Below are 12570 nucleotides of genomic sequence, written 5' to 3' on the forward strand. Positions count from 1 at the left end.
TGTGTCCGGGCGGCGGGAACCACATGAACCCGAGGTGACACCCGCCGGAATGCCCTGCACCACAATGGGGCGATGACCTCTCCGACCCTCGGCAGCATCGTGACCGTGCCCGCCCTCGACCGGCTGGACCTCGTGGCCGACCCGGTCGCCGCGGTCCTCCGCGACTGGCCCTCCGCGCCCGAGGTCGGCGTGGTCGAGATCGACCCGGACGTCGCCGACACCGCCGCGATGTCGGAGGCCTACGGCATCTCGCTGTCGACCGGCGCCAACTGCGTCGTGGTCGGCGGTCGCCGCGACGGCGAGGAGCGGGTCGCCGCGTGCCTGGTCCGCGCCGACACCCGCGCCGACGTCAACAACCTGGTCAAGCGCACGCTCGACGTGCGCAAGGCGTCCTTCCTGTCGATGGACCGGGCCGTCGAGGAGTCCGGCATGGAGTACGGCGGGATCACCCCGATCGGCCTGCCGGCCGGCTGGCGGCTGCTCGTCGACTCGCGGGTCCTCGACATCGAGGTCGCGGTCATCGGGTCCGGCGTACGCCGGTCCAAGCTGCTCATCCCGGGCCGGCTGGCCGCCGATCTGCCGGGCGCCGAGGTGATCGAGGGACTCGCGGGCTGACGCACGGCAGACTGTCGCCATGGGTGAAGTGGAGACCGGTCGCGACGAGACCGAGGAGGAGCGTCTCGACCGCAAGTGGGACGACCTGCTCCAGGAGCTCCGGGTGATGCAGACCGGCGCGCAGCTGACGGCTGGGTTCCTGCTCACGCTGCCGTTCCAGTCGAGCTTCGCCGACCTCGACGACTTCGCCACCGGGCTCTACCTGGTGCTCGTGCTGCTGTCCGCACTGACCACCGCGATGGTGATGGGCCCGATCGCGATCCACCGGCGTCTGTCCGGCCGGAGGGTGAAGAGCCGGCTCGTCGAGTCCGCCCACTACCTCGTCTACGGCGTCCTCACGAGCGTCTCGCTGCTGGCGACCGGCATGGTGCTGCTGATCTTCGACGTCGTGGTCGACCGCCAGTGGGCGATCGTCGCGGCGACCGGGATCGGGCTCACGCTGCTGGTCCTGCTCGTGGTCCTCCCGGTCCGACTGGTGCGTCATGCGTCGTAGCGCCTGGGTGGTCGCCCTCGCGGTGCTCGCCGCAGCGGCCGGCTGCTCCTCGGACGACGCCCCGGCCACCTCGCCCGAGCCGTCCCCGTCGATCCGCACGCTCACGCCGATCCAGCTGCCGCCGAAGCCCCCGCCGACGGGCCGGATCAAGGCCGACATGCGCCAGTCGTCGCGCGACGCCGCAGCCGGGCGGATGGAGGTGTGGCTCTACAACGACACCGCGCGCGACCTCCGGCCCCGGCAGATCACGTACTCCGACCCCCGTTTCCGCACCACCCTGCCCGGCACCCGCCTGCGACTGGTCCCGTCACAGTCCGAGCGCGGGTTCCAGATCCTCCTGCCGTCGCAACCGGCGTGCGACCACCCGACGGGCAAGGGCGCCGTCACCGTGCGGACCGGCAACCAGGTCCGGGTGCTGAAGGTCGCGGACTCCACCGACGTGGCCGGCCGCTACGCCGCCGCACGGTGCGTCGAGCTCGCCGTCGCCCGGGTGGCCGACCTGTCGTGGGACGACACGGTCGCCTTCGACGGCAAGGCGGGCGATCCCGGCACACTGACCCTCGTGGTCACGCCGACCGGCGAGGCCGGGCAGACGCTCACCATCGACACGGTCTCCGGCACCCCGGTGCTGGCCCCGGTCGGCAGCGACGTCTGGCGCCCGGACGCGACGATCCACGGCACCGACGAGCCGTCGCGGATCGATCTGCCGATCAAGCCGAACCGCTGCGACGACCACGCGTTCATGGAGTCCGGCGGCGCCACGGCGTTCAAGATCGGGCTCCACCTCGACGGCAGGGCCGGGCAGATCACGCTGCGGATGAGCATCCCGGGCGCGGCCAGCGCCATCGACTTCGCCCGCGCCTCCTGCGGGTCCCTCGACACCGTGTCCGGTGGCTCGTGACGGTCGTCACGGCGAAAACAATTCGCCGGGCGAAGGAGTTCCTTCGTAACGTGGTGCGGTGCGCGTCCTCCCCCTCGACCACCCCGGTGTAGCCGATCACCGCTCACCGGGTCGGTTCCTCTGGTGGATGGCGCGCGGCCAGTGGGTCACGCTGCTCGGAGGGATGTTCTTCGGCATCGTCTGGATGACGGCGCAGGCCGTCATGCCGGCCGTGATCGGCCACGCCATCGACGACGGCGTCTCCGCCCGGGACCGCGACGCACTGGTCAAGTGGGCGGCGATCCTGTTCGGCATCGGCCTGCTCCAGGCAGGCGCCGGGATCGTGCGGCACCGGTTCGCGGTCACCAACTGGCTGACCGCGGCGTACCGCGTCGTCCAGCTCGTCACCCGCCAGACCACCCGCCTCGGCGGCACGCTCCCGCGTCGCGTCTCGACCGGCGAGGTGGTCGCGATCGGCACCAACGACCTCTCCCACGTCGGCCAGCTGATGGACGTCTCTGCCCGCTTCGCCGGCGCCGTCGTCTCGTTCATCGTGGTCGCGGTCATCCTGCTGCAGACCTCGGTGACGCTCGGCCTGGTCGTGCTCCTCGGCGTACCCCTCCTCATGCTCGGCATCACCCCGATCCTCAGCCCGCTGCAGAAGCGCAGCGCCCACCAGCGCCACCTGATGGGCGACCTCTCCAACACGGCGAGCGACATCGTCGGCGGCCTGCGCGTACTGCGCGGGATCGGCGGCGAGCAGGTCTTCCTCGACCGCTACCGCCGCGAGTCGCAGAACACCCGCCAGGCCGGCGTCCAGGTCGCCCGGATCCAGTCGGCGCTCGACGCGTTGCAGGTCTTCCTGCCCGGGCTCTTCGTCGTGGTCGTGGTGTGGATCGGTGCGCGCTACGCCGTCGAGGGCACCATCTCCCCCGGCCAGCTGGTCGCGTTCTACGGCTACTCCGCGTTCCTGATGATCCCGTTGCGGACGGCCACCGAGTACGCCAACAAGATCATCCGTGCCCGCGTCGCCGCGGTCCGGATCGTCCGCGTGCTCTCGCTCGAGCCCGAGGTCACCGAGCCGGCCCTGCTCGCCCTGTCGCCGGAGCCCGGCTCCGAGCTGTACGACGAGCGCTCCGGGCTGCGGGTCCGCGCAGGCCTGCTCACCGCGATCGTCAGCGAGCAGCCCGACGAGTCGGCCGCACTGGCCGACCGGCTCGGGATGGCCGCCTCACCGGTCGACGACGAGGTCAGCCTCGGCGGAGTGCCCCTCACCTCGTTGCGTCCGCGGGAGGTCCGCCAGCGGATCCTGGTCTCGGACACCGCGTCGCTCTTCTTCTCCGGTCACCTCGGCGACCGGCTCGACATCACCGGCCACGGCGACGTGGAGCAGGCTCTCGACACGGCCTCGGCCGGTGACGTCCTCGAGGCCCTCCCCGACGGCCTCGACACGATCGTCGCCGAGCGCGGCCGCAGCTTCTCCGGTGGTCAGCGCCAGCGGCTGGTGCTCGCCCGCGCCCTGGCGGCGGACCCGGAGATCCTGGTCCTGGTCGAGCCGACCTCGGCGGTCGACGCCCACACGGAGGCGCGGATCGCGGCGCGCCTGCGCCGCCACCGTGCCGGCCGGACCACCGTCGTCACGTCGAGCAGCCCCCTGATGCTCGACGCCGCCGACACCGTGGCGTTCCTGCGCGACGGTCGGATCGTCGACGGCGGATCGCACGCCGACCTGCTCCGCACCAACGCCGACTACCGCCGCGTCGTCACCCGCGAGGCCGCCCTCGAGGAGGTCGCGCGATGAGCACCCACCTCCCGGTCGCCGACACCCCCGCCGTACGCCGCTACGTCACGTCGCTCGCCCGCAAGCACCCGAGGATGCTGTGGTCCGCGCTCGCGCTGCACGTGCTGGCCGCGCTCGCCGCCCTGGCTGCCCCACGCCTCCTCGGCGACCTGGTCGAGGCGGTCCAGCAGGGCACGACCGTCCACCACGTCGACACGATCATCGGCATCCTCGCGGGCTTCCTGGTCGTCCAGACGGTGCTCACCCGCTACGCCCGCTACCTCTCGCAGGTCCTGGGCGAGCAGGTGCTCGCGGAGCTGCGTGAGGACTTCGTCGACAACACGCTCTCGCTGCCGGTCGGCGTCGTCGAGGCCGCCGGGTCGGGTGACCTGCTGACCCGCACCAGCCGCGACGTCGACCAGCTGGGCTGGTCGGTCCGGATGGCGCTGCCCGAGTGGACGATCGCCGTCATCACCGCGGTCGTCACCTTCGTCGCCGCGATCGCAGTGGGGTGGTGGGTGGCGCTGCCGTGCCTCTTCGGCGTACCTCCCCTGGTGCTCGGGCTGCGGTGGTACCTCAAGCGCGCCAAGGACGGCTACCTCCGCGAGAGCGCGACCTACTCCCAGATCAACGCGACCCTCACCGAGACCGTCGAGGGCGCCCGCACCGTCGAGGCGCTCGGGCTCGGTGCGGAACGGATCGCGGCGGTCGACGACGACATCGACAAGTCCTACCGGGCCGAGCGCTACACGCTCTTCCTGCGCACGGTCTTCTTCCCCAACATGGAGATCGCCTACCTGATCCCGACCGTGGCGACCCTGCTCTTCGGCGGCTACCTCTACACGCAGGGCCAGGTCTCGCTCGGCGACGTCACGGCGGCCACGCTCTACGTGCAGATGCTGATCGACCCCGTCGACCGGATCGTGTCGATCCTCGACGAGCTCCAGCTCGGCGCGGCCTCGCTCGCGCGCCTGCTCGGCGTCGCCCAGGTGCCCGATGACCGCCAGGTCAGCGGCCGTGAGCCGGTCGGCGAGAAGCTCGACGCCGACGACGTGCGGTTCTCGTACGTCGAGGGCCGCGACGTCCTGCACGGCGTCGACCTGTCCGTCGGGGTCGGCGAGCGGATCGCGATGGTCGGACCGTCGGGTGCCGGCAAGTCCACCCTCGGCCGGCTGCTCGCCGGCATCCACCCGCCGCGCACCGGGTCGGTCACCGTGGGTGGTGTCGGCCTCACCGAGCTGCCCCTCGACGACCTGCGCGGCCACGTCGCGCTGGTCACCCAGGAGCACCACGTCTTCGTCGGCACCCTGCGCGAGAACGTCGTGCTGGCCCGGCCCGGCTCGTCGGACGACGCGGTCCGGGGCGCGCTGGAAGCGGTCGACGCCCTCGGCTGGGTGGACGACCTCCCGGACGGCCTCGACACCGTCGTCGGTTCAGGTGGCCGCGCGGTCACGGCGGCCCAGGCGCAGCAGATCGCGCTCGCGCGGTTGGTGCTGGCCGACCCGCACACGCTGGTCCTCGACGAGGCGACGTCGCTGATCGACCCGCGAGCGGCCCGTCACCTGGAGCGCTCGCTGGCCGCCGTACTGGAGGGCCGGACGGTCATCGCGATCGCCCACCGGCTCTTCTCGGCGCACGACGCCGACCGGGTCGCGGTCGTCGAGGACGGCCGGATCTCCGAGCTCGGCTCGCACGACGAGCTGGTCGAGGCCGGCGGCTCGTACGCCGCCCTCTGGGACAGCTGGCACGGACGAGGCTGACGTCACAGGGCACGTCCGGATCGTGACAGTTACGCTGTCAACATGAAGCTCTCGACGATGCTCCAGTACTCCGGCAACCCGCGCGACGCGGCCGACCAGGTCAGCGCGCTCGAGAAGGCAGGACTCGACACGATCTGGGTCGCGGAGCCGTATGGCTTCGACGCCCCGACCCTGATGGGCTACCTCGCCGCGAAGACCGAGACGATCGAGATCGGCGCCGCCATCCTCAACGTCTACTCCCGCACCCCGGGCGCGATGCTGCAGACCGCCGCCGGCCTCGACAACGTGTCGGGCGGCCGCGCGATCCTCGGCCTCGGCGCCTCCGGCCCGCAGGTCATCGAGGGCTTCCACGGGCTCCCCTACGACAAGCCGCTGGGCCGCACCCGCGAGATGATCGAGATCCTCCGGATGGGCCTGCGCCGCGAGCCGCTCGTCCACGACGGCATCTTCAAGCTCCCGCTCCCCGCCGACCAGGGCCTGGGCCTCGGCAAGCCGCTCAAGCTGCTCACGAAGCCCGAGCGCTCCGAGATCCCGCTCTACGTCGCGGCCCTCGGCGCCAAGAACGTCGAGATGACCGCCGAGTGCGCCGACGGCTGGCTGCCCTTCCTCTTCGTGCCCGAGAAGGCCAACGACGTCTGGGGCGACGCCCTCGCCAAGGGCAAGGCGCGACGCTCCCCCGACCTGGGTCCGCTGCAGACCAGCGCCGGCGGCATGGTCGCCATCGGTGACGACGTGAAGGGCCTGCTCGACTTCGCGCGGCCGACCGTCGCGCTGTACGTCGGCGGCATGGGCGCCCGCGGCAAGAACTTCTACAACGAGCTGATGGTCCAGTACGGCTTCGAGAAGGAGGCCAAGGAGATCCAGGACCTCTACCTCGACGGCCACAAGCGCGACGCCGAGGCCAAGGTCCCGATGGAGCTCCTCGAGCTCGGCAACCTGGTCGGCCCGGAGTCCTACGTGAAGGAGCGCATCGCCGCCTTCGCCGAGGCCGGCGTCACCAACCTCCAGGTCATCCCGGCCTCCCCCGACCCGGCCGCCACGATCGCGCAGCTGAAGGAGCTCGTCTCCTGACGCCACCGGTGGTTGAGGAGGTCGCGCAGCGACCGTCTCGAAACCCCGCAGCCTGCAGGCCGCTTGTAGTTGCGCGCCAACAGGGCATTGACACGGGTACGGCGGCCTCGAGCTGAGGTCGCTTCCCGGCTTGCGGTGCCTGAGCCTCGAAACCACCCTCGCTGCGAGGGGCATCTGCATTCCTTTCTTGTATTCGAATGTATGTTCGAGTAGAATGTGGTATGGCCCAGCTTCCCGACCCCGAGATCACCCGGTCCCACCGGGTGGCGTCGGCGACCGCGCAGATGCAGGCGGTTGCTGACTCGGTGGTCGACGCATCGGTGTGGTCGATGACCGCGGTCGAAGCCAGCAGGACTCTCGTCGACCTGACTCGTCTCGAGGCCCGGGTCTGCGAGCTGAAGGCACGTGTTGCCGCGCACGCCGACGACCTGGGTGTCGGCGAGAAGGTCGGCGCGACGTCGACCGCGAACTGGTTGGCGCACGAGACGAAGCAGACCCGCCCTGCTGCCCACGGGACCGTTCGACTGGGTCATGACCTCGAGGTCCACACCATCACCCGCGACGCGTTGGCGTCGGGTGACTTGGTGGTGGAGCAGGCGCGAGTCATCGTGCGTGCGGTCGACGCGCTGCCCGACGACCTCGACCAGGAGCTCGTGGCGCAGGCGGAGACGTTCCTGGTCGACCGTGCCTCCGAGCTCGATGCGAAAGCGCTCGCCATCGTAGGCAAGCGGCTCCTCGAAGTCGTCGCCCCCGAGGCTGCGGACGCCCACGAGGCCAGGCTCCTCGCACGCGAAGAAGCGATCGCAGCCCAGTCGTGCCGGTTGACCATGACTGACGACGGCCACGGCACCACCCACGGACGCTTCACTGTCCCAATGGCGCAGGGCGCGATGCTCGCGAAGATCCTCCACGGGTTCGCCGCACCCAGGCACCAAGCCGCGTCCGGCCCGCTCGGTGAACGCCGCCCTGGGCCGCAGCGGATGGGGACGGCGTTCTGCGAGCTCATCGAGCGCTACCCGACCGACCGGGTCCCCGATGCCGGCGGCGTCAACGCCACCGCGGTGGTCATCATGACCCACGAGACCCTGATGGGCGGACTGAAAGCAGCACACCTCGACACAGGCGAACCCATCTCAGCCGGACAAGCCCGGAGGCTCGCGTCCCAGGCCGGCATCATCCCCGTCGTCCTCGGGTCGAAGTCCGAGATCCTCGACGTCGGCCGACGCAAACGGTTCCACACCAAGGCCCAGAGGCTCGCGCTCATGATCCGCGACCAGCACTGCACCGCCGACGGGTGCGACTGGCCCCCCGGCATGTGCCACGCCCACCACGACCACCACTGGGCCCAAGGCGGACCCACGGACCTCGAACACGGCAGGCTTCTCTGCCCCAGGCACCACGCCAGAGCCCACGACCCGGCGTACGAGATCACCAAGCTCCCCGGCGGGAAGGTCGCCTTCCACCGGCGAACGTAAGCCGACGCCCTGCCCTTGGCTTTCCGGGGTTTCGAGACGGTTCCTAGCGGAACCTCCTCAACCAACGGCGAGAGCGCTCCGCGCCTTCCTCAGCCGCCGGCTCTTCTTCTGTCGACCGTCACCACGACGGTCGACCCCAGCGTGCCCGCAAGCCGGCCGCGGACTGGAAATCGCCACCGCAACCACAGACCACGGTGACCACGTTTCTCGTCAACCGCGACCGCAACCACTGACGACCTGAAGGCCGACGTCAGTCCTCCGGGGTTTCGAGGCGGTCGCTGCGCGACCTCCTCAACCGGCGGTCAGCTGCGGAGGACCTTCGCCATCGCCTTGCCCTTGGCGAGCTCGTCGACGAGCTTGTCGAGGTAGCGGATCTTCTGCATGAGCGGGTCCTCGACGTCCTCGACCCGGATGCCGCAGACGACCCCGGTGATCGACGATGCCGCAGGGTTGAGGTCAGCGTCGGCGAAGAAGTCCTCGAAGGTCGTCCCCGCGTCGAGGTGAGCACGCAGAGCGGCCTCGTCGAAGCCGGTCAGCCACGCGATGACCTCGTCGAGCTCGGCCTTCGTCCGGCCCTTGCGCTCGACCTTCGCGACGTACGCCGGGTAGACCGCGGCCACGCTGGTCGTGAAGATCCTGTGCACGCGACCAATCTAGGGCGATCAGCGCGCGAGCGAGCGCCGGATCACGTCGTTCGCGGCGCGCTGGAAGCCGGTGACGACGGCCTCCAGGGTGAGCTGGCGCAGGCGGGAGACGGTGCGCTCGAGGCGTTCGGCGTCCTCGGGCGCGTGGGGTTCGCGGCGGTAGGGCTCGAGCACCTGCGAGTGCAGGATCGTGGTGAGCTCGTCGGCGAGCGCGGTCATGTGCCGGCGGATGGCCTCCTCGGCGAGCCCGGCGCTGGACGCGGGCAGGTCGAGGTCGAGGAGCTCGAGCCCGACGTGCAGGTTGGGCAGCACGAGGTAGCCGTCGTCGACGGGCTCGACGGTGCCGAGCTTGACCAGCAGCGCGAGGTCGTCGTCGGACAGCGCACGGTCGGCCCGCTTCTCCAGCTGCCGCCGGGTCAGCACCTCGGCGGGCGCCGGTGACCACGAGGTCAGCATCGAGCGCTGCAGCATCAGGTCCTCGACCGTGGCGTCGGCCGGCACGGTCGCGAGGTAGCGCTCGATGGCCTGCAACGTGAAGCCGTGGTCCTGCAGGGCGCGCACCATCTCGAGCCGCGCCTGGTGCCCGGCGTCGTAGTAGGCGACGCGACCTCGTCGCTCCGGCGGCGGGATCAGCCCGAGGCTCGCGTAGTAGCGCGTCGTGCGCACCGTGAGTCCGACCGCTGCCGCCAGCTCGTCGATCGTCATACGAAGGACCCTACCTTGAACGTTGACAGTTCTGCTGTCACAGTGTGCCTGTCATCCCACCTGTCTCCGGAGGCCCCCATGCCCGACGCCCCGTCCATCCTCGACCAGGAGCACGACGACTTCCGCCGTACCGTGCGCGCCTTCTTGGAGAAGGAGGTCGTGCCGTTCCACGACCAGTGGGAGAAGGACGGTCACGTCGACCGTGCGGTGTGGACCAAGGCCGGCGAGGCGGGGCTGCTCTGCTTCGACGTCGCCGAGGAGTACGGCGGGGCCGGGGTCTCGGACTTCCGCTACAACATGATCGTCGCGGAGGAGATGTGCCGAGCCGGCGCGAGCGGCCCGGGCTTCCCGGTGCACACGGACATCATCGTCCCCTACATCAGCCAGCTCGGGACCGACGAGCAGAAGCAGCGCTGGCTGCCCGGCCTGGTCAGCGGCGAGCTGATCTCGGCGATCGCGATGACCGAGCCGGGAGCCGGCAGCGACCTCCAGGGCATCCGCACGACCGCGATCGACAAGGGTGACCACTACGTCCTGAACGGCTCGAAGACCTTCATCAGCAACGGCATCCTGTCCGACCTGGTGATCGTCGTCTGCCGCACCGACCCCGACGCCGGCCACAAGGGCATCAGCCTGCTCGTCGTCGAGCGCGGGATGAAGGGCTTCGAGCGCGGCCGCAACCTCGACAAGGTCGGCATGAAGGCGCAGGACACCGCCGAGCTCTTCTTCGACAACGTCGAGGTCCCGAAGGCCAACCTCCTCGGCGAGGAGGGGTCCGGCTTCATCTCGCTGATGATGAACCTCCCTCAGGAGCGCATCTCGATCGCGGTGATGGCGGTCGCCGCGTGCGAGCACGTGCTCAACCTCTGCCTCGACTACGTCAAGCAGCGCGAGGCGTTCGGCAAGCCGATCGGCAAGTTCCAGAACACCCGGTTCGCGATCGCCGAGATGGCCACGGAGACCCACATCGCGCGGGTCTTCGTCAACGACTGCGTCACCAAGCTGAACGCCGGCGAGGTCGACACCTCGCTCGCGTCGATGGCGAAGTGGTGGACCACCGAGCTGCAGACCAAGATCGTCGACCGCGGGGTGCAGCTGCACGGTGGCTACGGCTACATGCTCGAGTACCCGATCGCGAAGGCCTTCGTGGACAGCCGGATCCAGACGATCTACGGCGGCACGACGGAGATCCAGAAGGAGATCATCGGTCGCAGTCTCGGGCTGTAGCGATCCGCACTAACCTGTGACCCACGCCACTCGTTCCACCCGAGGAGTCTTCGCATGACCGACCTGCAGACGGACCGCGCCCGGATCGACGAGATGATCGCGGGCCGCACCATGATCGACGCCCTGGCCGACACGGCGGTCAGCGCGGCCGACCACCCGGCGTACTCCGACAAGCACGACGTGCCCGAGGGCGAGTCCTGGCGGACGATCACCTGGCAGCAGACGCGCGAGCTCGGGCTCGACGTCGCGGCCGCGCTGGTCGAGCTCGGCGTCTCCGCCGGCGACACGGTCGCGATCATGGCCAACAACCGGATCGAGCACTTCCTCGCCGACATCGGGGCCGTGCACGCGGGCGCCACCCCGATGTCGATCTACAACACGCTCTCCAACGACCAGGTCGCGTACGTCGCCGGGCACGCCGAGCCGGCCGTCGTGATCGTCGAGAACGCCGACCACCTGGCTCGCTGGGCGAAGGCGCTCGACACCGCGGCCAGCATCCGCAAGGTCGTCGTGATCGACGCCGACGCCAACCCGGGCGGCGACCGCTACGAGACGTGGGCCGACCTCGTCGCCAGCGGTGCGGCCTACCGCGCCACCCACTCCGACGAGGTGACCGCCCGCGCCGCCGAGGTCACCCCCGACGACCCGGCGACGATCCTCTACACCTCCGGCACCACCGGCAACCCGAAGGGCGTGGTGCTGACGCACTACAACGTGCTGTACGAGGCGATGTCCAGCCAGGAGTCCGCGGGGCTCACCGAACCGCAGGTCGGGGTCAGCTACCTCCCGCTCGCGCACATCGCGGAGCGGGTCCTCGGCCTCTACGGCCCGCAGATCCAGGGCAGCCACATGCACGCCATCGGCGACCCGGCGCTGCTCCTCGGCGCGCTCGGCGAGGTGCACCCGACGGCGTTCTTCGGCGTCCCGCGCGTCTGGGAGAAGATCAAGACCGGCCTCTCCGCCAAGCTCGCTGCGGACCCGAACCCCGACAACGTGACGATGGTCCAGAACGCCATGGCCGCCGGGCTCGCGTGGGTCGAGGCGCAGGAGGTCGGGCGCGAGATGACGCCCGAGATCGAGCAGGCGTACGCCGATGCCGAGGCCCAGATCCTCGGTCTCCTCAAGCTGCTCCTCGGTCTCGACCAGGTGACCTGGGCCGGCTCCGCCGCGGCCCCGATGCCGCTCGACGTCGCCAAGTTCATGGCCGGCCTCGGCATCAAGGTCTACGACGTCTACGGCATGACCGAGACCTGCGGCGCCGTGACGGCCAACGGCCCGGGCGGCTTCAAGCTCGGCACCGTCGGCCGCGCCAACCCGGGCATGGAGGTCAAGCTCGGCGAGGACGGCGAGGTGCTCGTCCGCGGACCGGTCAACACCCCCGGCTACCACCTGCAGGAGGACGCCACCCGCGCGCTCATCGACGACGACGGCTGGCTGCACACCGGCGACATCGGCACCCTGGACGACGACGGCTTCTTCGCGATCGTCGACCGCAAGAAGGAGCTGATCATCACCTCGGCCGGCAAGAACATCGCCCCGTCGAACATCGAGAACTACCTCAAGGAGTCCCCGATCATCGGCCACGCGATGGCGATCGGCGACGGACGCCCGTACGTCGTCGCGATCCTCACCCTCGACGGCGAGATCGCGCCGCTGATGGCCGCCCAGATGGGGATCGAGTTCACCGACCTCGCAGACCTCGCCCAGAAGCCGGAGATCCTCGCGATCGCCCAGGCGGCGGTCGACGCCGCCAACGAGCGCCTGTCGCGGCCCGAGCAGGTGAAGTCGTTCGAGCTGCTCGGCGTCGAGTGGACCGCCGAGTCCGAGGAGCTCACCCCGACCCTCAAGCTCAAGCGCCGGGTCGTCAACACCAAGTACTCCGACGTGCTGGACCGCCTCTACGGCTGAGACCGATAAGGT

General features: G+C 70.3%; 11 protein-coding genes. 9 read left to right on the forward strand and 2 right to left on the reverse strand.

Going from position 1 to position 12570, the window contains the following annotated elements:
* Positions 1–72: 72 nt before the first annotated feature.
* The 7 genes from ABLE68_RS02970 to ABLE68_RS03000 all read left to right on the forward strand — a co-directional run bounded on the left by ABLE68_RS02970 (position 73) and on the right by ABLE68_RS03000 (position 8074).
* Complete coding sequence (locus ABLE68_RS02970) at positions 73–615, forward strand: YbaK/EbsC family protein (RefSeq protein ID WP_348869684.1); 543 nt, start codon at positions 73–75, stop codon at positions 613–615.
* A 19-nt stretch (positions 616–634) separates the two neighbouring features.
* Positions 635–1108 (forward strand): DUF6328 family protein, encoded by a 474-nt coding sequence (locus ABLE68_RS02975; RefSeq protein ID WP_348869685.1) that lies wholly within the window; start codon positions 635–637, stop codon positions 1106–1108.
* Positions 1098–2009 (forward strand): hypothetical protein, encoded by a 912-nt coding sequence (locus ABLE68_RS02980; RefSeq protein WP_348869686.1) that lies wholly within the window; start codon positions 1098–1100, stop codon positions 2007–2009. The genes ABLE68_RS02975 and ABLE68_RS02980 overlap by 11 nt, the downstream gene beginning before the upstream one ends.
* A gap of 58 nt (positions 2010–2067) precedes the next feature.
* Complete coding sequence (locus tag ABLE68_RS02985) at positions 2068–3789, forward strand: ABC transporter ATP-binding protein (protein WP_348869687.1); 1722 nt, start codon at positions 2068–2070, stop codon at positions 3787–3789.
* Positions 3786–5528 (forward strand): ABC transporter ATP-binding protein, encoded by a 1743-nt coding sequence (locus ABLE68_RS02990; protein ID WP_348869688.1) that lies wholly within the window; start codon positions 3786–3788, stop codon positions 5526–5528. The genes ABLE68_RS02985 and ABLE68_RS02990 overlap by 4 nt, the downstream gene beginning before the upstream one ends.
* Positions 5529–5570: 42 nt before the next feature.
* Positions 5571–6599, forward strand: coding sequence for an LLM class F420-dependent oxidoreductase (locus tag ABLE68_RS02995; RefSeq protein WP_348869690.1), 1029 nt, complete (start codon positions 5571–5573; stop codon positions 6597–6599).
* A 221-nt stretch (positions 6600–6820) separates the two neighbouring features.
* Positions 6821–8074 carry an HNH endonuclease signature motif containing protein gene (locus ABLE68_RS03000; RefSeq protein ID WP_348869691.1) on the forward strand — a complete coding sequence of 418 codons (1254 nt, stop codon included), beginning with the start codon at positions 6821–6823 and terminating at the stop codon, positions 8072–8074.
* 302 nt (positions 8075–8376) lie between these two features.
* Here ABLE68_RS03000 and ABLE68_RS03005 read toward each other — a convergent pair whose 3' ends face one another.
* Positions 8377–8718, reverse strand: a complete 342-nt coding sequence (locus tag ABLE68_RS03005; protein ID WP_348869693.1) for a DUF2200 domain-containing protein — start codon at positions 8716–8718, stop codon at positions 8377–8379.
* A gap of 18 nt (positions 8719–8736) precedes the next feature.
* Positions 8737–9423 (reverse strand): MerR family transcriptional regulator, encoded by a 687-nt coding sequence (locus tag ABLE68_RS03010; protein WP_348869695.1) that lies wholly within the window; start codon positions 9421–9423, stop codon positions 8737–8739.
* Between the two features lie 78 nt (positions 9424–9501).
* On the opposite strand from ABLE68_RS03010, the gene ABLE68_RS03015 reads away from it, so the two are divergent.
* Positions 9502–10650 carry an acyl-CoA dehydrogenase family protein gene (locus ABLE68_RS03015; protein WP_348869696.1) on the forward strand — a complete coding sequence of 383 codons (1149 nt, stop codon included), beginning with the start codon at positions 9502–9504 and terminating at the stop codon, positions 10648–10650.
* Positions 10651–10704: 54 nt separating this feature from the next.
* Positions 10705–12558, forward strand: coding sequence for an AMP-dependent synthetase/ligase (locus ABLE68_RS03020; protein WP_348869698.1), 1854 nt, complete (start codon positions 10705–10707; stop codon positions 12556–12558).
* Positions 12559–12570: the final 12 nt, after the last annotated feature.

It is taken from the genome of Nocardioides pollutisoli, from assembly GCF_040045055.1.
GTDB classification, from domain to species: domain Bacteria; phylum Actinomycetota; class Actinomycetes; order Propionibacteriales; family Nocardioidaceae; genus Nocardioides; species Nocardioides tweenelious.

Excerpts from the sequence above, each read along its gene's own strand:
- ABLE68_RS03015 (WP_348869696.1), top strand. The coding sequence starts at position 9,502 with ATGCCCGACGCCCCGTCCATCCTCGACCAGGAGCACGACGACTTCCGC.
- ABLE68_RS02975 (WP_348869685.1), top strand. The coding sequence starts at position 635 with ATGGGTGAAGTGGAGACCGGTCGCGACGAGACCGAGGAGGAGCGTCTC.
- ABLE68_RS02995 (WP_348869690.1), top strand. The coding sequence starts at position 5,571 with ATGAAGCTCTCGACGATGCTCCAGTACTCCGGCAACCCGCGCGACGCG.
- ABLE68_RS03010 (WP_348869695.1), bottom strand. The coding sequence starts at position 9,423 with ATGACGATCGACGAGCTGGCGGCAGCGGTCGGACTCACGGTGCGCACG.
- ABLE68_RS03020 (WP_348869698.1), top strand. The coding sequence starts at position 10,705 with ATGACCGACCTGCAGACGGACCGCGCCCGGATCGACGAGATGATCGCG.
- ABLE68_RS02980 (WP_348869686.1), top strand. The coding sequence starts at position 1,098 with ATGCGTCGTAGCGCCTGGGTGGTCGCCCTCGCGGTGCTCGCCGCAGCG.
- ABLE68_RS02990 (WP_348869688.1), top strand. The coding sequence starts at position 3,786 with ATGAGCACCCACCTCCCGGTCGCCGACACCCCCGCCGTACGCCGCTAC.
- ABLE68_RS02970 (WP_348869684.1), top strand. The coding sequence starts at position 73 with ATGACCTCTCCGACCCTCGGCAGCATCGTGACCGTGCCCGCCCTCGAC.
- ABLE68_RS03000 (WP_348869691.1), top strand. The coding sequence starts at position 6,821 with ATGGCCCAGCTTCCCGACCCCGAGATCACCCGGTCCCACCGGGTGGCG.